Below are 20,879 nucleotides of genomic sequence, written 5' to 3'. Positions count from 1 at the left end.
GCCCAGTCATCTGACGGCCGCTCGGAACACTCTGACCGGTTGCAGACGGCTCAGTCCGAAGCTTGCGGGACGGGGCCACCTCCTTTCCGATCGCTGACCCGACCCGTGAAGGCGTTCGGAGACGTGTAATCGCTCTTCCGCGGCGCGCCGCCGCGTCTTCAAGCACGTGCTATTTCAAGCGGTTGCGGTTGTTAACTGTTTTCAAGTTGCAACCATAGGACGCGAGTGCTAATGCTGAGCAATCGGGTGAGGTTTTTGCGAATCGACCCACCCCGGATTCATGTCGGGCGCGTGCCGGGGGAGCGGCATTTCCGCTCGACATATTGCTGGCAAGCACGATTGCCGGAGCCTGCTCCCGGCGTTTGCAAGTACACCTAGCGTCAGAATTTTTTCTGTGTTGGTTCCGTCTCAATAGAGACGTGTGGATTGCGCTTGATCGCCTGCGTTTTCGGGCCAGTTGTCGAGATTTGATTTCTGACGTCCCGGGTCAATAGGACCTGCGCCGTTAGAAAGTCGACGGCATTCCGGTACCACGTTTTGACATAATTCTTTTGGTGACCTTGGGGAGATCACCATGAAAGCAGTGGATCAAGTCCGGGTGGGGCGGGCTTGTCGTGCGTTCGAGTGCCATCTGTCCGGGCTCCGGGCGATGGCGTTTCTTGAGAATCCGGCGCGGAACCCTGTGGGGACGGTCGCCGCCATCATCGTTGTCTCGCTGGTTCTTGTTGCGCCGCCCGCATCGAGCGGTGCCCAGGCGCAAGACCTGAACGGAAGCGGTCAGTCCGGTTTCGATACGCTGGTTCCGCAGGCGCTCCAGCCGGGCCGGACGGATGTCGTCAACATCACGATCGGCGGCAGCGCCGGCGATGTTGCGATGAGTTCGGATCTGGCCCTTCCCGGGCCGGCCCAGTCCATAGGACTCAACTTCCTCGGTGGCCCGGGCGCGCCCGGACGGTTTGCCGTCCGTGACGGTGCGACGCTGACAATCGAGAGCGGGGCCAACATCGACTTCGACGAGAACGGTCGCTTCGACGTGGGCCGGAAAGCCAGCGGTTCGGTGCTGATGAACGGCGGCGAGGTGTCTCTCAGTTCGGTCGGGGGCCGCTATTCTCTTCTGGGTGTGGGAAACGACGGCACCGGGACGTTTACCCAGAACGCCGGTACCGTGCGGATCCAGGGGAGCGCGCTGGACGTCGGTTTCAACGGCGGGTCCGGTACGTACGACATGCGCGGCGGAGAGATCGCGCTCACGCCCGGAGCGACAATCTATGTGGGCGAGGATCCGGGCGCTTCGGGCACGCTTTCGATCTCGGGAAATTCCCGGATCACGTCATCGACAGTGAACCCGTCCAGCACCGGAACCCAGATCTTCATCGGCACCGACGAAGGCGTGGGGCGTGTGGTCCAGAATGGCGCCGGTTCGCTCGTGTCGATCGATTCCGGTGCCAACGCTTTCTGGTTCGGTCACAGCTTCGCCTCTGACAAGGAAGGCGGCCGGGGGACGTATGAGCTCCAGGCCGGAACGTTCGAAGTGAAGGGGCGGGATGGCCCGCGGTTTGGCACGGCGGAGGGAGGCACCGGCGAGTTCATCCAGAGCGGAGGTGCGTTTTCGTCCGAAGGTGGGGTGATCTTCGGCGAGAGGGGAACGGGGATCTACACCCTGTCCGGCGGAACCGCAGCCTTCGATGGCGGACTGCGTCTCGCCGTGCGCGCTGGCAGTTCGGGTACGATCGACCAGACCGGCGGGACACTCGCGATAGGTGCCGGCAGTGATCTCTATCTCGGTGGCGGCGGAGCTGGCATCTACAATCTGACTGGCGGAACGCTCGCGATTGGCGGGTCGGATCTGAGGGGGCGCGCGCCCGGCGGCGGTTCGGGGGGCTCGTACGCCTTCAATCTGGGTGGCGGCACGATCCGGGTGACCGGCAGCGACCTGACGACGTCGGTGAACGCCACCCTGACGGGAGGATCCACGTCGGCGATCGACACCAACGGTTTGAACGCGACCTGGAACGGCGTGTTGTCCGGCGGCGGCGGTCTGGCGAAGGCCGGCACGGGGACCCTAACGCTCGCGTCGGCCAACACGTTCACCGGCGGCGTGTCGCTACAGGGTGGCACGCTGGCGCTGGGCCTCACCAATGCCTTGAGCGGCAACGCGCTTGCGACGATGTCCGGCGCAGCGCTCGACCTCACCGGGCTGTCCAACACCGATGTCGTCAATCTGGGCGCGGTGTCGGGGGACGGGACCATCAATCTCGGCGTGGCGAATCTGGTGACGACCATCGGGTCCGGCCAGAGCGCGGCCTTCTCCGGCACCATCAATTCCGATGGCTGGCCGTACGATTCGGAGATCGGCACGTTCACCAAGACCGGCGCCGGCGATCTGGTGATCAACGGCTCGACGATGAACCGGGGCGAGAGCTTCATCGTGCAGGGGTCGATGACCCAGAGCGGCGGGACGACCGCCTGGTCGAACATCAATCCCGGCAGCGGGGCCGGTGCGAACGGCACGCTCAATGTGAGCGGCGGCACCCTGACGGTGAATGTCGGGATGCGGGTCGGTGATTTCGGCGGCACCGGGTTCGTCAATCAGACCGGGGGCACGGTGCGGCTCGAGCCGACCTGTTCCGACACCAGCCGTTGCGTCTCGCTGAACGTTGGCAATCAGGGCGGTACGGGCACCTACACGATCAGCGGCGGATCGCTGATCCTGGAGGGCGGCGCGCACTCTATCGGCCGCACCACGGGCGCGCGGGCTTCGAGCAGCGGCACCCTGAACATCGGCGGCACCGGGCTGGTCGAAGTGCGGCCGTCGGCTTTCAGCAGCGGCTTCCTGGTGATCGGCGACCGGGACAACAGCACCAACGACGGCACCGGGACCCTGAATCAGACGGGCGGCACGCTGCGCATCGTGGATACCTCGCGCCTTTATCTGGGCGGCTATGGGGGCAGCACCTACAACCTGACCGGAGGCGCGCTGGAGATTGGCGGAACCAGCCTTCAGGGTCTTTATGGCGGTGGCGGCGCGGATGGCTCGTACGCCTTCAATCTGGGTGGCGGCACGATCCGGGTGACCGGCAGCAACCTGACGACGTCGGTGAACGCCACCCTGACCGGAGGCCGCACGTCGGCAATCGACACCAACGGTCTGAACGCGACCTGGAACGGCGTGTTCTCCGGTGGCGGCGGTCTGGCGAAGGCCGGCGCGGGCACGCTGACGCTGGCGTCCGCGAACACGTTCACCGGAGGCGTGTCGCTGCAGGGGGGCACGCTGGCTTTGGGCCTCACCAATGCCTTGAGCGGCAACGCGCTTGCGACCTCGTCGGGCGCGGTGCTCGACCTGACCGGGCTGTCCAACACCGATGTCGTCAATCTGGGCGCAGTTTCCGGCGCGGGAACCATCAATCTCGGCGTGGCGAATCTGGTGACGACCATCGGGTCCGGCCACAGCGCGGCCTTCTCTGGCACCATCAATTCCGATGGCTGGCCTTACGATTCGGAGATCGGTACCTTCACCAAGACTGGCGCCGGCGATCTCGTCATCAACGGCTCGACGATGAACCGGGGCGAGAGCTTCATCGTCCAGGGCTCGATGACCCAGAGCGGCGGGACGACCACCTGGTCGAACATCAATGTCGGCAGCGGTACCGGAGCGAACGGCACCCTGAACGTGAGCGGCGGCAGCCTGACGCTGAATGTCGGGATGCGCGTCGGCGACTTCGGCGGCACCGGGCTCGTGAATCAGACCGGTGGTACGGTGCGGCTCGAGCCGACCTGTTCCGACAACGATCGCTGTGCGTCGCTGAACATCGGCAACCAGGGCGGGACGGGCACCTACACGATCAGCGGCGGGTCGCTGATCCTGGAGGGCGGCAGCCACACCATCGGCCGCAACGCCGGGACGCGGCCGGTGAGCAGCGGCACCCTGAACATCAGCGGCACGGGTCTGGTCGAGGTCCGGCCCTATGGGGCGAGCCGCGGCTTCCTGGTGATCGGAGATCGCGATGCGACGGCGCAGACCAGCACCGGCGTGATCAACCAGACCGGCGGCACGCTGCGCATCGTCGACACCTCCGAGCTCTATCTCGGGGGCTACGGCTCCGGCACCTACAACCTCAACGGGGGCACGCTGGAGATCGGCGCCGACAATCTGCGCGGCCTCTACGCCAACAACGGAACCGGCTCCTATGCGTTCAACCTTGGCGGCGGCACGATCCGGGTGACCGGGAGCGATCTCGCGACCTCGGTGGATGCGACCCTGACCGGCGGGAGCACGTCGACCGTCGATACCAACGGGCTCAACGCGACCTGGGGCGGTGCCTTTTCCGGCGGCGGCGGTCTGGCCAAGGCTGGAGCCGGAACGCTGACTCTGGCATCCGCCAACACGTTCACCGGCGGCGTCTCTCTGCAGGGCGGGACGCTGGCGCTGGGTGTAGCGAACGCGCTGAGCGGCAATGCGCTTTCGGCTGCCGGCGGAGCGATCCTCGATCTCACGACCCTGACCGACTCCGATGCGGTCAATCTGGGTGCGGTCTCGGGCGGAGGGACGATCAATCTCGGCGTGGCCAATCTCGTGACGTCGGTTGCCGGCGGCCAGATGTCGGCCTTCTCGGGCATCCTCAACTCCGACGGCTGGCCCTACGATTCGGAGATCGGCACGTTCACCAAGACCGGCGCCGGCGATCTCGTCATCAACGGCTCGACGATGAACCGGGGCGAGAGCTTCATCGTGCAGGGGTCGATGACCCAGAGCGGCGGGACGACGGCCTGGTCGAGCATCAATGTCGGCAGCGGTACCGGAGCGAACGGCACCCTGAACGTGAGCGGCGGTAGCCTGACGCTGAATGTCGGGATGCGGGTCGGCGACTTCGGCGGCACCGGGTTCGTCAATCAGACCGGGGGCACGGTGCGGCTCGAGCCGACCTGCTCCGACAACGATCGCTGTGCGTCGCTGAACATCGGCAACCAGGGTGGGACGGGCACCTACACGATCAGCGGCGGCTCGCTGATCCTGGAGGGTGGCAGCCACACCATCGGCCGCAACGCCGGCTCGCGGCCGGTGAGCAGCGGCACCCTGAACATCAGCGGCACGGGTCTGGTCGAGGTGCGGCCGTCCAGCTTCAGCGGCGGCTTCCTGGTGATCGGCGATCGCGACGCCACAGCCCAGACGAGCACCGGCGTGATCAACCAGACCGGCGGCACGCTGCGCATCGTCGACACCTCCGAGCTCTATCTCGGGGGCTACGGCTCGGGCACCTACAACCTCGATGGGGGCACGCTGGAGATCGGCGCCGACAATCTGCGTGGCCTCTACGCCAACAACGGAACCGGCTCATACGCCTTCAATCTGGGTGGCGGCACGATCCGGGTGACCGGCAGCAACCTGACGACGTCGGTGAACGCCACCCTCACGGGCGGATCCACGTCGGCAATCGACACCAACGGTCTGAACGCGACCTGGAACGGCGTGTTCTCCGGTGGCGGCGGTCTGGCCAAGGCCGGGGCGGGAACGCTGACTCTGGCATCCGCCAACACGTTCACCGGTGGCGTCTCTCTGCAGGGCGGGACGCTGGCGCTGGGCGTCGCGAACGCGCTGAACGGCAATGCGGTGGCGACGTCGGCGGGATCGGTGTTCGACATCACCGGGCTCGGGGCGGCCGACGTGGTCCGGATTGGCGCGCTGTCGGGTGGCGGCACCGTGCAACTGGGCGACAGCAGCCTGACCTCCACCATCAACGCGGGCCAATCCGCCACGTTCTCCGGAACCCTTTCGTCGCCCGCCTTCAGCTATGAGGCGAACCCGGGGCAATTCATCAAGGCCGGGTCGGGCAACCTGACCATCAACGGCTCGACGATGAGCCGGGGCCAGGCGTTCATCGCCGGCGGATCGATGACGCAGAGCGGCGGGACATCGAACTGGTCGACCCTCAATGTCGGTCGCGGGGCCGGCGCCGACGGCGCGCTCAACGTCACCGGGGGCAGCCTGACCTTGGCTGTCGGCCTCCGCGCCGGCGCAAGCGGCGGACGGGGGACCATCACCCAGACCGGCGGCACGCTCCGGATGGCGAGCGGATCGACGTTCCATCTGGGAGGACCCGGCGGCGGCGTCTACGATCTGAACGGTGGTGCACTGGAAATCGGCGGCACAAGTTTGCAGGGCCTGTCCGGCGGCACCGGCTCCTACGCGTTCACTCTCGGTGGCGGCACGATCCGGGTCACCGGAAGCGACCTGGCGACGTCGGTGAATGCGACATTGACCGGCGGGCGGACGTCGACGGTGGACACCAACGGCTTCAACGCGCGCTGGGGCGGCGTGTTCTCCGGGGGCGGATCGCTGCGGAAAGCCGGCCAAGGAACGCTGACGTTGCCGGGCGTGAACACCTATTCGGGAACCACCTATCTCGCGGGCGGCACGGTGCGTGCCGTGGAGGGCGCGCTTGGAACCGGCGCCCTCGTCTTCGAAGCCGCAAGCACCTATGCGTTCGCCGGCAGCTTCACGCTGGCCAAGGAGGTGACGTTCGGGCCGGGCGCGGTCGGCAGCTTCCAGGTCGATGCCGGATCGACCGGGACCCTCGGCGGCCGGCTCTCCGGAACCGGCGGGCTCGCCAAGACGGGGCTCGGAACGCTGGTGCTGGCGGGGACCGCAAACAGCTATTCCGGGCAGACCCGGGTGCGGCAGGGCACGCTGATCGTCGGCGCCACCGGCGCGCTTCCCGACGCCTCGGAACTGCTCGTCGACACCGGGGCATCGTTCCAGCTGCGCGGCGTGGCGCAGAAGCTGAAGAAGCTGGAAGGCACGGGCAATATCGTGCTCGGCGAAGCGTCCACCCTCGACATCGCCACCGATACGTCCGACTCCGTCTTCGATGGCAATCTGTCCGGGACCGGCGGCGTCAGCAAGTCGGGCGGCGGGACGCTGACCTTCAACGGCGTGAACGACTATACGGGGCCGACCTCGATCGACTCCGGGTCCCTGGTGGTCAACGGGGAGGTGACGAACTCGCCGATCACGGTGAACCCGGGCGGATCGCTTGCGGGACGGGGCCGTGTGAACACCGTCAATCTGCAGGGCGGCGCCAACATCATGCCGGGCAATTCGCCTGGAACGCTGACCGTGATCAGGGACATCACGTTCCGGCCGGGCTCGACCTATGTCGCCGAGATCGAGAACGGGATCAGCGACAACATCGTGGTGCAGGACGGCGTGGCGACGATCATGGAAGGGTCGAACCTCAGCCTGCAGCTCACGGGTACGCCAACGCTGGGCGAAGCCTACACAATTCTGGAAGCCCGGACGGCGACCGGCGGCTCGATCGTGACGATGGGGCGCGGGTTCACCGTCTCCAGCAACTTCACCCGGCCGCTTTTGGAACAGGACGTGACCTATTCCCCAAGTGCGGTGACGGTGACCTACGACGGCCTTTCTGCCCCGTGGTCGACCGTGGTCTCCGGTGCGAACGCGGGGGCTGCGGCCGACGGCGTTCAGTCGCTCGGTCTTGAGAACTCCCTCTATGAGGATGCGGTGTTCCTGACGGAGGATCGCATCGATGGGGCCTTCGCGCTTCTGTCCGGAGAGATCAACGCCTCCGCCAAGAGCGTGCTGATCAACGACAGCCGGTTCGTGCGGACGACAGTGTTCGATCGGCTGGCGACGTTGGACGGTCAGTCCGGTGCGGCGACCCGTTTTGCGTCGGCGCCGCTCTCCTACGCATCTTCGGGTGGGGCAGGGGATCCGGAGCCGGTTCGCACGAACGCGACCGTTTGGGCCACCGGCTTCGGATCCTGGGGATCGAGCGACGGGGGCGTTGCCGGTGATCTCGATCGCGACAGCAGCGGCGTCTTCACCGGCGCCGACGTGCTCCTCGGATCCTGGCGGGTCGGCGTCCTCGGTGGCTACAGCCACACTGGCTTCTCCGTCGATTCGCAGCGGTCCTCAGGCGACACCGACGCCTATCATGCCGCGCTTTATGCCGGCACCAGCTGGCACGCCGTCAACGTCCGCGGCGGTGCCGCCTACAGCTGGGACGACGTTTCCTCCTCGCGCATCGCCTCCTTCCCGACGACGCAGACGCTGAAGGCGGATTACGATGCCGGCACCACCCAGCTGTTCGGCGAGGTCGGGTATGGCGTCGATGCGGGCCCGGTCGGTTTCGAACCCTTCGCGGGGCTGGCCTATGTGAACCTGAACACCGACGGGTTCACCGAGACCGGCGGCGTTGCCGCGCTCACCAGCCAGGGAGATGCGACCGACATCACCTATTCGACATTGGGGCTGCGCGGGTCGGCAAGCGCGGCCATCGGAGCCGGGATGAACGCGACGGTGCAGGGAATGGTCGGCTGGCGGCACATGTACAGCGCGTCCACCCCGACCAGCGCGTTCGCCTTCGCCGCCGGCGGCACGCCCTTCACGGTGGCGGGTGTGCCGTTTGCCAAGGACACCCTGCTTCTGGACGCCGGTCTCAACGTCTCCGTGAGGAACAGCCTGAGCCTCGGGGCCGCCTACAGCGGCGAATTCGGCGATGGATCGGCCGATCAGAGTGTCGGCGGGACACTCGCCTGGACGTTCTGAGAGGCCACCGTCCGGACGGGTCAGGTCAGCGGGTCGCTTCGTCCCGGGCGGTGATCTCCGCCTGGGCCTGACGCTCCCGTTCCGGCCACTGGGTCTTGATCCATTCCAGCACGTCTCGCAGCTCCGCATCGGAATAGGTCTCCCCGAAGCCGGGCATGTCGCTCTGATAGCCGTCGCCGACATAGGCGGCGGTTCCGACCCGGGTGATGCCCAGCAAGACCCGGTCCGGATGATGCCAGGTGTGCCCCGTCTCGTCGTGCGGCGGGGCCGGCAGCCGGCCGTCGGGTTTCGGTGTTCGCCAGTTGGGCTGGCCTTCAAGGTCGGCGCCGTGGCACGAGGCGCAGGCTTCGGCGTAGATCGCCGCGCCGCGCGCAAGATTCGGTGTGTAATGCCCGGCAGGCGTGTCGCCGGCATCCCGGCCGACAGCGAACCAGATCGCGGCGGCGGCCGCGCCGGCGAGGACCAGCGCTCCGAGGGCCAGTTTCCCGATCTTCACAGACGGATCTTCCGCAGCCGCAGTGCGTTGCCGATCACCGAAACCGACGAGAGGCTCATCGCGGCCGCGGCAATCATCGGCGACAGCAGCACACCGAAGAACGGGAACAGCACCCCGGCCGCGATCGGCACGCCGACCGTGTTGTAGACGAAGGCGAAGAAGAGGTTCTGCCGGATGTTGCGCATCGTCGCCTGGGCCAGCGTGCGGGCCCGGACGATGCCGCGCAGATCGCCCTTCACCAGGGTGATGCCGGCGCTTTCCACGGCCACGTCTGCCCCGGTCCCCATGGCGATGCCGACATCAGCGGCCGCAAGGGCAGGGGCGTCGTTGACGCCGTCACCGGCCATCGCGACGGACCGGCCCTTGCCTTTCAGCTCTGCGATCAGGTCGGCCTTCTGTTTCGGCGAGACGCCTGCGCGGACCTGGTCGATGCCGAGCTCGCGGGCGACCGCCATGGCGGTGGCTTCGCTGTCGCCGGTTGCCATCACGATGGTCAGGCCGGCCTCGTGGAGATCGCGGATTGCCCGGGGCGTGGTCTCCTTGATCCGGTCGGCGACCGCGAGAAGGCCCACCAGACGGCCATCGGCCGCCAGCGCCATCGCCGTCTTGCCGGCCTCCTGAAGCGGACGCATCCGCGTCTCGACCTCGGCAGGATCGAGGCCGAGATCGGCCATCAAGCCGCTGTTGCCGAACGCGACGTCGGCGCCGTCGATGGTCCCCCGGACGCCCTTGCCGGTAACGGCATCGAAGTCGGCGGCGTCCAGCCGATCCACGCCGCGCTCCTCCGCTCCGTTCAGGATCGCTTCGGCGAGGGGATGTTCGGATCCGCGTTCAAGGGCAGCCGCAAGCGCCACCACACGGTCCTCGGGAAGATCGCCGAGCGCCACCACGTCGGTGAGGCTGGGGCGGCCTTCCGTCAGGGTGCCCGTCTTGTCCAGCACCAGAACGCCGACCTTCGAGAACCGCTCCAGCGCTTCCGCATCGCGGATCAGCACGCCCGCCTGGGCCCCGCGGCCGGTCGAGACCATGATCGACATAGGGGTCGCCAGCCCCAGCGCACACGGACAGGCGATGATCAGCACACTCACGGCCGCGACCACCGCGTAGCCGAATGCCGGCGACGGTCCGACCGCCAACCATGCGATGAAGGCGACGATGGAAACGGCGATCACCGTCGGTACGAAGTAGCCGGCGACGCGGTCGGCCAGCGCCTGGATCGGCGCGCGCGACCGCTGGGCCTGGGCCACCATTGCCACGATGCGCGAGAGCACGGTGTCGCTGCCCACCGCCCTGGCTTCCATCACGAAGGAGCCGGTCTTGTTGAGGGTGCCGCCGGTGACGCTGTCGCCGGACTGCTTTTCGACCGGCACCGGCTCGCCGGTGATCATGCTTTCGTCGATCGGGGAACGGCCCTCGACCACGACACCGTCGACGGGAACGGCCTCTCCCGGACGGACCCGGAGCCGGTCACCGGCCTTGACGGCGTCGAGGGAGACCTCTTCGTCGCCGTTGTCCGTCACCCGGCGCGCCGTCTTCGGCGACAGGTCCATGAGCGCACGGATCGCGTCACCCGTCCGGTCGCGCGCCGTGAGCTCCATCACCTGGCCGATGAGGACGAGGATCAGGATCACCGCCGACGCCTCGAAATAAAGTGGCGGTCCGTGGTCGCCCTGGAGGGTCGGCGGGAACACGCCGGGGGCAAGCAGCGAGACCAGACTGAATGCGTAGGCAGCGCCCGTGCCAAGCGCGATCAGCGTCCACATGTTGAGGCGGCCGGTGACGATCGACGACCAGCCGCGCTTGAAGAAGGGCTGGGCCACCCAGACGACAACGGGCGTCGCCAGCAGGAACTGCAGCCAGCGCACGATTCCGCCGCCGAACCAGTGGGCCCAGGGCAGCCCCAGCATGCCGCCCATTTCCAGAAGGAAGACCGACAGGGCGAGCGGCGCGCCGATCCAGAGCCGGCGGCGGAAGTCGATCAGCTCGGGGTTCGGTCCGGCGTCGGCCGACGGCATCATCGGCTCCAGCGCCATTCCGCAGATCGGACAGTCGCCGGGGCCTTCCTGGACGATCTCGGGATCCATCGGGCAGGTGTAGAGCGTGCCTTCCGGCATCGGTTCCGGGGCAGGGCGGTCGCCGAGATAGTCACCGGGCGCCGCTTCGAACTTCTCCTGGCACCGGCCGGAGCAGAAATAGAAGCGTTCGCCCTCGTGCTTCGACATGTAGCGGGCCGTCGCGCGATTCACCGACATGCCGCAGACCGGGTCCGTCGCCTCCACGTACGCATCGGGATCGGCCGCGAATTTGTCGCGGCAGCCTTCCCGGCAGAAATGATAGACGTGCCCGCCGTGCTCCGTCTGCGGTTTGCCGGCGTTGGGGTCGACGGTCATGCCGCAGACCGGATCGCGGGTCACGACGGTGTCCATGGTGGCGCTGTCGGACATGGGAACCTCCTGAGTCGACCGGACCATAGGGCTTCCTGTCACTGGAAGGTCAAGACCATCCGGTCGCGATCCCGAGAAGGGCCTGACGGCTTAGAGAAGCAGCGTCTTCAGGGGCATCCAGATGCCCATCGCCACCATCATCAGGCTCTCGGTCAGCGACACGAACCCGAGCGGCACCGAGGACGACCCGCCGACGCAGGCGCATTTCAGCTCGCGCTTGTCGATATAGACCGCCTTGAAGATGGAAACGGCGCCGACGATGCCGATGAACAGCGCGACCGGCGACGAGATCCAGACCAGCGCGCCGGCGGTCATCAGGATACCGGCCAGCGCCTCGCCGAACGGATAGACCTTGCCGTAGCGGACCCAGCGCCGGGCGAGCAGGTCGTAGTTCAGGAACATGGTGGAGAAGCTCTCCACATCCTGGAGTTTCTGGATCGCAAGCACCGTCATCGACAGCGAGATGAACCATTCCGCAGCCCGAACGGTCAGCACGGTGCCGTACTGGTGCCAGGAGAGGCCGAGCGCCAAGAGGAACGCGACCGAGAAAATGGCGATGACGGGCTGGTAGGTCGTGTCGCTTCGTTCCTCGGGCGGAGCATCGATCCCGAAGAACACGCGCAATTCGTCATAGCCGCCGATGCGCTCGCCCTCGATGAAGGTCTGCGGCGTCGTCTCGACGCCGTGCTTGGACATGAACGCATCTGTTTCGTCGCGCGTGGTGAGGTGGTGGTCCTCGACCTCGTAGCCCTTGCGCTCAAGCAGCGCTTTCGACTTCAGGCCGTAGGGGCACAGATGGTCCGGCATGACCATGCGATAGAGTTCTGCGGATTTCGTCATGAGATCCTCTTGTCGTTGGAGCCGCGCGGTTGGGGCCGGGGTCAGGCTGTACACTGGTAGTAGCCCCGGTATCCGACGCTCAGCCCGCGATCGAGTTCGAGAATGAGATCTGCCGGCTTCCGTCCGCGATCCGCTTCAGCGGTCAACTCCGCTCCGTCGGGTGCGTTCAGATTCACGGAGATGCCGGAGGCCCGATAGGCGGCAGGCGACGCCGTCGCGGAAGCGGACCCAGCGGCGAGAGGGACGAGATCGCCGCTGATCTTCAGGCCGGCGGCAGCCGATCCGTCCCGTTCGCCAAAAGCGAGCACGGGCGGACTGTCTTTCGTGTAGCGGAACGTGCAGGCCGCGCCGTCCGGAAACAGGCGTGCCATCTCTTCGCTGCTCATGAACTGCGGATCGAGGGTGGCGATCTCGGCGGACGACAGTGCTTCGTCCAGCGAGGTGACAGCCGCCGGGTCCGTGGGACCCTCGCTCCCGTCGCCCGATTCGCCGATATCGGCAATCAGGTACCGCATCTCGGCAATTTCCTTGTCCTGGGCGAAAATGATCTCGTCCGCCAGCTTCCGAACGCGCGGATCGGAGATATTGGCCCGGCTGGAAGTCATGATCGCGATCGAATGATGCGGGATCATGGCCTTCATGTAGGAGCGATCCTGAACCGTCACCTGGCTGCGGACGAGCCAGAGGGACGCCCCGAACAGGACGATCGCGCCCGCGAAAATCGCAATATTCACGGCGCGATTGGTATACATCGACAGCATGAAGGCGAGCATGATCACCGCCATCGTCGCGCCCATCACCAACGCCATGTAGGCGCGTGTCTCCGACCAGAAGACGTGCGAGAGCAGGTAGGTGTTGAAGTACATCAGCGCGAACATCACCACCGTCGACGTGGCGATCATTGCGAAGAAGCGGCCATAATTCATAGGACCCTCCGATATCTTTCGGCTCGAAGGGAACGACCTTCCCGGGCTGGAAGGTTCCAGCCAGGCTGATCTTGACATTCCAGTTGGTGGAAGCTGCATCAGGGGCGATCGAGGAGTGAAGCGATGAACATCGGAGAGGTGGCCGAAGCCATCGGTCTTCCGGCCAAGACGATCCGTTACTACGAGGACATTGGCCTGGTGCGGCCGTCACGCGGCGAGAATGGCTATCGCGACTTCAGCCAACGCGACGTCCACAAGCTCGCCTTTCTGGGAAGGGCCCGCTCGCTGGGCTTCTCCATCGAGGACTGCCGCACGCTCGTGTCGCTTTATGAGGATCGCAGCCGGGCGAGCGCGGACGTCAAGGCGCTGGCTCGCGAACACCTGACCCGGATCGAGCAGAAGATCGCCGAGCTGCAGGCCATGCGGGGCACGCTCGAGGATCTCGTCACCCGCTGCCATGGCGACGACCGGCCGGACTGTCCGATTCTGGATGATCTGGCGGGGACGGCGGAACCGGCCGGCTAGGCCATGACCTGGGGCGTAGCCTCGTCCGGCAAGCTGCGCCATCCAGAGACCCGACGCTCGACCAAGCTAGGAGAAGACGATCGATATGACATCCTTCCGCAATGGCGCCCTGGGCGCATTCGCCGCCGCCGCGATGAGTGTCGCGGTGCTATCCGGCGCATCGGCACACTCCAAGAAGGAAACCACCACGCCCCCGGACGGTGCCGTGCTTGAAGCGGCCCCCCAATCGATCGGGATGAGTTTCGACAAGCCGATGCGGATCACGCTGATCCGGCTGACCGGCGCCGACGGGGAAAGCCACGATCTCGAGCGGACGGACGATATGGCGCCGGTCCGGGAGTTCGAGGCGACGCCGGGTGACCTCGCTCCCGGGACCTACACCGTCGACTGGCGGGGGCTGTCCGACGACGGACACCCGATGGAGGGCAGCTTTTCCTTCGAGATCGGGAACTGACGCGGCGTGTTTCAGGCGCTGGCCGCAGCTGACGTGCTCACCTGGGTGTCGATCCTGGTCAAGGCGTCTGCCTACGCGGCGACGCTTCTTGCCGCGGGCAGCGTGCTTGCCGGTGTATCTCTGCGTGCGCTCGAGCCGGCCGGTCGGGCGGCGCTGAACCGCACCGCGGCCCTTTCGGCGCTGATTGCCGCTCTGTTTACCGGCCTGCGGTTGCCGCTCAGAGCCGGATTCCTGATGGGCGGGGATCTCGCCGGCGCCACGGATCCGATGATGCTCGGCGTCGTGGCCGACAGTCCGCTCGGCACGAGCATCGTCCTCCGGCTGGTCGGTCTGGTTCTGGTCCTTGCGGTTCTCGCGCCAGGACGCATCGCGTCCGCGACCGCGGTCCTTGGCGCCGTGCTCGTCGCGATGTCCTTCGCCTTCCGGGGCCACGCACTGGAAGAGCCTCGCGTCCTGCTGGGCGCGCTGGTGACGCTGCATATTCTCGGGCTTGCATTCTGGGTGGGAGCGTTCGCGCCGCTCGCACGGGCGGCCCGACGGCAATCCCCCGCCGAGGCCGGGGATCTCTCTCATGAATTCGGCTTGAAGGCGCTCTGGGTCGTGGCCGCGCTGGTCGTCTCGGGCGGGCTCATCCTTCTGGTGCTCGGAGCGGCGAGGCCCGCAGCCCTTGCCACACCCTATGGACAGGCGTTCGCGGTCAAGCTGACGCTGTTCGCCGGCGTGCTGGCGCTGGCGGCGCTCAACAAGCTGCGCCTGACGCCCGCATTGCGGGCGGGCAGGGCCGGCGCGGCCGATCGCCTGCGCGGCTCGATCCGCCTGGAGGCGGCGCTCATCGCCCTGATCCTGCTGACCACCGCCGCCCTGACGACTGTTACATCGCCACCGGCCGCCACGACCGCTGAAACTGCCCCCTCGCCGGGCCCTGTTCCCACGTCGGCGAGGGCCCTCGAACCCGGAATGCACACATGACCGATGTCACCCGCCGCGGCTTCAACACGCTTCTGGCCGGAGGCTTGACCGCCGCCGCCTTGCCCACACCCATTCTCGCGGCGCCTTCTGCTGTCGACCTGACGGCAGAGCCCGGCATGGCCCGACTTGTGCCGGACGATTTTCCGGAAACGGCCGTCTGGGGCTACGGCGGGACGGTGCCGGGGCCGACGATCCGTGTGAGACAGGGCGAGACGATCTCCCGGCGCTTCCTCAACCGGTTGCCGCAGCCCTCGACGGTCCACTGGCACGGGGTCCGCATCGACAACGCGATGGATGGCGTGCCGGACCTGACGCAGAGCCCCGTCGCCTCGGGCGAGGCCTTCCATTACGACTTCCGTGCGCCGGATGCGGGCACCTACTGGTACCATCCGCACAATCGAAGCTGGGAGCAGATGGCCCGCGGTCTCTCGGGCGCGCTGATTGTCGAGGAGCCGGAGGGAGCCCCCGAGGTCGATCTCGACGAGGTGCTTCTGATTGACGACTGGCGCCTGACGGACACCGCCCAGATCGCCCAGGATTTCGACAACATGCACGACTGGGCCCATCTGGGCCGGGTCGGTAACTGGATCACGGTCAACGGCAGTGGTCGCTGGCGCAAAGCCGTCGAGCGCAACGCCCGGCTTCGCCTGCGCCTGGTCAACACGGCGAACGCGCGGATCTTCGAATTGAACACACCTGGCCTGGAAGGCTGGGTCGTCGCCCTGGATGGCATGCCTCTGGAGACACCGCGCCCGCTTGGTGGACTGGTTCTCGCACCGGCTCAGCGGGCCGATCTCATCGTCGATGTCGTGGCCGAAGACAGTAGTGAGGCGCTTCTGACGAGCCGGGACCGGGACGGGGAGTACAAGATCGCGACCTTCGTGGTTGAGGGCGAATCGCGGCCTGAGCGCATGTCTTCTCCGGACCCGCTTCCGGCGAATCCCGTTGCTGCGCTCGGCCGGCTCGACGATGCCCGCAAGGTGGACCTGACGATGGAGGGCGGTGCCATGGGCGGCATGCGGGGCGCCATGATGGGTGGCCGCATGATGGGCATGCGCGAGATGGCGCGTGCCGGGAAGGTCTGGGCGTTCAACGGCCGTGCCGACATGCCAGCCGATCCCCTGGTGGCGGCCGATCGTGGTGAAACCATCCGGATCGCGATGGTCAACGACACCGGGTGGCCCCATGCCATGCATCTCCACGGCCACCATTTCCGGCAGATCGGAGCGGGCGGGGCACCTGGTCCGCTTCGCGACACGCTGCTTGTGGAACCAGGCGATACGGCGGAAATCGCATTCGTCGCCGACAATCCCGGCGACTGGCTGCTTCATTGCCACATGCTGGAGCATTCGGCGGGTGGCATGATGACCTGGCTTCGGGTGACCTGAACGACGAACGTTCCCGGGAACCGAAGGCAATGGTGGGCGGTGAGAGATTCGAACTCCCGACCCCCTGGGTGTAAACCAGGTGCTCTAACCAGCTGAGCTAACCGCCCCGGCGCCCGATTGCGCGGTATATATGCGCGCGACGCCGGACCTTTGCGGATCGGCGGGATCAACGCGCTCGCGCATGTGCTTATTGGAACGGCGGATGCCGCGCAACAGGCGCCGTGTGCGCCTCGCACCTGGCGAGACGGCCTTGCCGGAGCGCGTATGGGCGATTCGATCGCTTCGCGGGCCAGAGCCGGGTCCGGGAGACCGGGGCGGGCGAGGGGATGCCGATGACCTGGCGGCCCAAGCCGCACCCCGGAAGCGGCCTTCAGGCGGGCGTTGCCGTCTCGGCACGGGTGCCCGATCCGCGAGCGCGAAGGGCGCTCTGCGGCGCTGTGGACGGACCTGAAGCGGGCGCGGCTTTTCCCGGGCTTGCTTTATCCCCGAATTCGTATGTGACCGCCGCTTGACACCTGCCCGGCCGGATCGTATCTCCCTGTGACCTTGGCGCCGGCCACTTGCCAGCGCGCCACGGGGGTGTAGCTCAGTTGGTTAGAGTGCCGGCCTGTCACGCCGGAGGTCGCGGGTTCGAGCCCCGTCACTCCCGCCATTCCTCCGCACGGGCGGCGGAATGGTACGTTCGTTTTCCCACACAGAAAGTCTTTGCGACCCGACCGCTCGGCCGCGCCGAGCCTTGATCGCATTGCCATGCCGCGGGCTGCTGCAGACCGACGCAGGCACGACGGGCCACAGCGGTTCGTGCCGGTTTGATCTTGTCTAAACAGACACCCTCCGCTAAGGCTCCCTCAACGACGGTGATGCTGCAGTGCAGTCGGACAGGGTCCGTTGACCCGGGGCCGCCGCACCATAGGTCTTCACCAAGGATCAGGTCATTGGCCGGGCCGGGCCTGGAAGCGTAACATGCTCCCGCGGCAGGCGTTTCGGTCGGTGTCCCGTTGCAAGGCGGGCCAGTGGTCGCGCCGCCGGCGGTGCCCTCAAAGCCGCGCATAGGAGGCTTGCGGAAATGGAAGATCTCCTTCGGGAATACGTTCCGATCGTCGTCTTTATCGGCGTCGCGGCTTTCATCGGCCTGGCGCTGCTCGTCTCGCCGTTCCTGATCGCCTACAAGAATCCGGATCCGGAAAAGCTTTCGGCGTACGAGTGCGGCTTCAACGCGTTCGACGACGCCCGTATGAAGTTCGACGTCCGGTTCTACCTGGTCGCCATCCTGTTCATCATCTTCGATCTGGAAGTGGCCTTCTTGTTCCCGTGGGCGGTGTCCTTCGGCGAGGTCGGCTGGTTCGGATTCGTGTCCGTGATGCTGTTCCTCGCGGTGCTGACGATCGGGTTCATCTATGAGTGGAAGAAGGGAGCACTGGAATGGGATTGAGCGCTGAAGAGCGTCCGCTCGTCGCCCATGGTGCAACCGGCCGGATCGACCCCGATACCGGCCGCCCGGTCGGCGCGGACGATCCGTTCTTCGTCGAGGTCAACGCCGAGCTGGCGGACAAGGGCTTCCTGGTCACCTCGACCGACAGTCTGATCCAGTGGGCCCGCACCGGCTCGCTGATGTGGATGACGTTCGGTCTGGCCTGCTGCGCTGTGGAAATGATGCAGGTGTCGATGCCGCGCTACGACGTGGAGCGGTTCGGCTTCGCGCCGCGCGCGAGCCCGCGCCAGTCGGACGTGATGATCGTCGCCGGCACGCTGACCAACAAGATGGCGCCGGCCCTGCGGAAGGTCTACGACCAGATGCCGGAGCCGCGCTACGTCATCTCGATGGGCTCCTGCGCCAACGGCGGCGGCTACTATCATTATTCCTATGCCGTCGTGCGCGGCTGCGACCGGGTGGTTCCGGTCGACGTCTACGTGCCCGGCTGCCCGCCCACCGCGGAAGGGCTTCTGTACGGCATCCTGCTGCTGCAGAAGAAGATCCGTCGCACGGGCACCATCGAACGCTGACGGCCGACCGAGGGTCGCCCGATACCACACGCCGGTAGGCGAGGAGCCATGGACGAGACGCTGAGCGAGCTTGGGGACTATCTGGCCCAGAAGCTGGGTGACCAGATGATCGGGTGGCGCGTCGACCGCGACGAGCTGACCGTCGACGTCGTGTCGGCGCAGATCCAGCCGGTGATCCGGTTTCTGCGCGACGATGCGCGCTGCCAGTTCGTGTGCTTCATCGATCTGTGCGGCGTCGACTGGCCCGCCCGCGAGCGCCGTTTCGATGTGGTCTACCATCTGCTGTCGCCGAAGCAGAACCTGCGCATCCGGGTGAAGGTGGCGACGGACGAGACGACGCCGGTTCCGTCGATCACCGAGGTCTTCCCCGCCGCCGACTGGTTCGAGCGCGAGGCCTACGATCTCTACGGGATCCTGTTCTCCGGTCATCCCGACCTGCGCCGGCTCCTCACCGACTACGGTTTCGAGGGGCATCCGCTGCGCAAGGATTTCCCGCTCACCGGTTTCGTCGAGGTCCGCTACGACGACAGCCTGAAGCGGGTGGTCTACGAGCCGGTGAAGCTGACCCAGGAGTTCCGAGATTTCGACTTCCTCTCGCCCTGGGAGGGGACCGACTACGTCCTTCCCGGCGACGAGAAGGCGAATTGAGGGAGACTGTTGTGACCGAGGCAAAGTCTGGCGGATGCTGCTGCGGCGCGGTGCGCTTCACCGCGCGCGTGAAGGGCGGCCACATGGACGCCTGCCATTGCACGACCTGCCGGCAGTGGTCGGCAGGCCCGTTCATGGGCGTTGAAGTCAGCGATCTCGTGATCGAGAAGGACACCGGTCTCGGCGTCTGGGAATCGTCGGAGTGGGCCGAGCGCCTGTTCTGCAAGCTGTGCGGCAGCTCGTTCGGCTACCGCACGAGGGATGGCAGCTTCGTCACGCTGTCCGCGTTCGCATTCGATGAGCCGCTGTCGGAGCCGCTCGGCGTGGAGGTCTATATCGACTCCAAGCCGGCGACCTATGCGTTCGCCGGCGAGACGAAGAAAATGACCGGCGCCGAGCTCATGGCGATGTTCGGAGGAAACTGAGGCAATGGCCGAAGCTCAGGTCCGCAATTTCAACATCAACTTCGGCCCGCAGCATCCGGCTGCGCACGGCGTGCTGCGTCTCGTCCTGGAACTGGACGGCGAGGTGGTGACCCGCGTGGATCCGCACATCGGGCTGCTCCATCGCGGCACCGAGAAGCTCATCGAGCACAAGACCTACCTGCAGGCGGTGCCCTATTTCGATCGGCTCGACTACGTGGCGCCGATGAACCAGGAGCACGCCTTCTGTCTGGCCGCCGAAAAGCTTCTGGACATCACCGTGCCGCCGCGCGGCCAGCTGATCCGGGTGCTCTACTCCGAGATCGGACGTCTCCTGTCGCATCTTCTGAACGTCACCACGCAGGCGATGGACGTGGGCGCGCTCACGCCGCCGCTGTGGGGCTTCGAAGAGCGCGAGAAGCTGATGGTGTTCTACGAGCGTGCCTCGGGAAGCCGCATGCATGCGGCCTATTTTCGCCCCGGCGGTGTGCATCAGGATCTGCCGCAGCAGCTCATCGACGACATCTACGCGTTCTGCGATCCGTTCCTGAAGGTCTGCGACGACATCGAAGGCCTGCTGACGGAGAACCGGATCTTCAAGCAGCGCAACGTCGATATCGGCGTCGTGACGCTCGAGGAATGCTGGGCGAACGGCATGTCCGGCGTGATGGTGCGCGGCTCGGGAGCGGCCTGGGACCTGCGCAAGTCGCAGCCCTACGAGTGCTACGAGGATCTCGAGTTCGATATCCCGATCGGCAAGAACGGCGACTGCTACGACCGCTATCTCATCCGCATGGAAGAGATGCGCCAGTCGGTCTCGATCATGAAGCAGTGCTGCGAGAAACTCGGCGCGACGACCGGCCCTGTTCACAGCCGGGACGGCAAGGTTGTGCCGCCGACGCGCGGCGAGATGAAGCGCTCGATGGAAGCGCTGATCCATCACTTCAAGCTCTATACCGAAGGCTATCACGTGCCGGAAGGCGAGGTGTACGCCGCCGTGGAAGCGCCCAAGGGCGAGTTCGGCGTCTATCTGGTCTCCGACGGAACCAACAAGCCCTATCGCTGCAAGATCCGCGCCCCCGGGTTCGTGCACCTGCAGGCGATGGATATGGTCTGTTCGGGTCATCTGCTCGCCGACGTCTCGGCGGTGCTGGGCTCGCTTGACGTGGTGTTCGGCGAAGTCGACCGCTGACG

General features: G+C 66.4%; 14 protein-coding genes and 2 tRNA genes. 11 read left to right on the top strand and 5 right to left on the bottom strand.

The genetic code is table 11. The features are described 5' to 3' along the window. Positions 1-574 precede the first annotated feature (574 nt). Positions 575-8,569, top strand: a complete 7,995-nt coding sequence (locus tag J2S73_RS13785; RefSeq protein ID WP_306886127.1) for an autotransporter domain-containing protein — start codon at positions 575-577, stop codon at positions 8,567-8,569. Between the two features lie 25 nt (positions 8,570-8,594). On the opposite strand, the gene J2S73_RS13780 is transcribed toward J2S73_RS13785, so the two are convergent. The 4 genes from J2S73_RS13780 to J2S73_RS13765 all read right to left on the bottom strand — a co-directional run bounded on the left by J2S73_RS13780 (position 8,595) and on the right by J2S73_RS13765 (position 13,275). After that, complete coding sequence (locus tag J2S73_RS13780; RefSeq protein WP_306886126.1) at positions 8,595-9,065, bottom strand: c-type cytochrome; 471 nt, start codon at positions 9,063-9,065, stop codon at positions 8,595-8,597. Beyond that, positions 9,062-11,509, bottom strand: a complete 2,448-nt coding sequence (locus tag J2S73_RS13775; RefSeq protein ID WP_306886125.1) for a heavy metal translocating P-type ATPase — start codon at positions 11,507-11,509, stop codon at positions 9,062-9,064. The genes J2S73_RS13780 and J2S73_RS13775 overlap by 4 nt, the downstream gene beginning before the upstream one ends. Before the next feature lie 90 nt (positions 11,510-11,599). Then, a complete protein-coding gene (locus J2S73_RS13770; RefSeq protein WP_306886124.1) occupies positions 11,600-12,349 on the bottom strand; it encodes a glutaredoxin family protein in 750 nt (249 codons plus the stop codon). A gap of 41 nt (positions 12,350-12,390) precedes the next feature. Next, positions 12,391-13,275, bottom strand: coding sequence for a DUF305 domain-containing protein (locus J2S73_RS13765; protein WP_306886123.1), 885 nt, complete (start codon positions 13,273-13,275; stop codon positions 12,391-12,393). Between the two features lie 123 nt (positions 13,276-13,398). On the opposite strand from J2S73_RS13765, the gene cueR reads away from it, so the two are divergent. From cueR to J2S73_RS13745, 4 genes are all read left to right on the top strand, one after another. Next, the gene (cueR, locus tag J2S73_RS13760; RefSeq protein WP_306886122.1) at positions 13,399-13,800 is read left to right on the top strand and encodes a Cu(I)-responsive transcriptional regulator; all 402 of its coding nucleotides are present in this window, start codon (positions 13,399-13,401) and stop codon (positions 13,798-13,800) included. Between the two features lie 85 nt (positions 13,801-13,885). Beyond that, positions 13,886-14,254 (top strand): copper resistance CopC family protein, encoded by a 369-nt coding sequence (locus J2S73_RS13755; RefSeq protein ID WP_306886121.1) that lies wholly within the window; start codon positions 13,886-13,888, stop codon positions 14,252-14,254. Positions 14,255-14,260: 6 nt separating this feature from the next. Further along, complete coding sequence (locus J2S73_RS13750; RefSeq protein ID WP_306886120.1) at positions 14,261-15,223, top strand: CopD family protein; 963 nt, start codon at positions 14,261-14,263, stop codon at positions 15,221-15,223. Next, positions 15,220-16,611: a multicopper oxidase family protein gene (locus J2S73_RS13745; RefSeq protein ID WP_306886119.1), complete on the top strand. Its 1,392-nt coding sequence runs from the start codon at positions 15,220-15,222 to the stop codon at positions 16,609-16,611. The genes J2S73_RS13750 and J2S73_RS13745 overlap by 4 nt, the downstream gene beginning before the upstream one ends. A 30-nt stretch (positions 16,612-16,641) precedes the next feature. Here the strand turns inward: J2S73_RS13745 and J2S73_RS13740 are convergent. Next, a tRNA-Val gene (locus J2S73_RS13740) sits at positions 16,642-16,718 on the bottom strand. Between the two features lie 468 nt (positions 16,719-17,186). Between J2S73_RS13740 and J2S73_RS13735 the strand changes: the two genes are divergently transcribed. The 6 genes from J2S73_RS13735 to J2S73_RS13710 all read left to right on the top strand — a co-directional run bounded on the left by J2S73_RS13735 (position 17,187) and on the right by J2S73_RS13710 (position 20,877). After that, positions 17,187-17,263 (top strand) — tRNA-Asp (locus tag J2S73_RS13735). A gap of 414 nt (positions 17,264-17,677) precedes the next feature. Then, positions 17,678-18,043 (top strand): NADH-quinone oxidoreductase subunit A, encoded by a 366-nt coding sequence (locus J2S73_RS13730; RefSeq protein ID WP_306886118.1) that lies wholly within the window; start codon positions 17,678-17,680, stop codon positions 18,041-18,043. Further along, complete coding sequence (locus J2S73_RS13725) at positions 18,034-18,615, top strand: NuoB/complex I 20 kDa subunit family protein (protein WP_306886117.1); 582 nt, start codon at positions 18,034-18,036, stop codon at positions 18,613-18,615. Before J2S73_RS13730 ends, J2S73_RS13725 begins: the two co-directional genes overlap by 10 nt. A 48-nt stretch (positions 18,616-18,663) precedes the next feature. Further along, on the top strand, positions 18,664-19,263 hold the full coding sequence (locus tag J2S73_RS13720; protein WP_306886116.1) for an NADH-quinone oxidoreductase subunit C: 600 nt from the start codon (positions 18,664-18,666) through the stop codon (positions 19,261-19,263). An 11-nt stretch (positions 19,264-19,274) separates the two neighbouring features. Further along, positions 19,275-19,688 (top strand): GFA family protein, encoded by a 414-nt coding sequence (locus J2S73_RS13715; protein ID WP_306886115.1) that lies wholly within the window; start codon positions 19,275-19,277, stop codon positions 19,686-19,688. A 4-nt stretch (positions 19,689-19,692) separates the two neighbouring features. Continuing rightward, complete coding sequence (locus tag J2S73_RS13710; RefSeq protein WP_306886114.1) at positions 19,693-20,877, top strand: NADH-quinone oxidoreductase subunit D; 1,185 nt, start codon at positions 19,693-19,695, stop codon at positions 20,875-20,877. Positions 20,878-20,879: the final 2 nt, after the last annotated feature.

The organism is Amorphus orientalis (assembly GCF_030814015.1).
Lineage (GTDB): Bacteria > Pseudomonadota > Alphaproteobacteria > Rhizobiales > Amorphaceae > Amorphus > Amorphus orientalis.
Note: the sequence above shows the minus strand (reverse complement) of the source record. Positions and strands in the feature narration are given on the sequence as shown.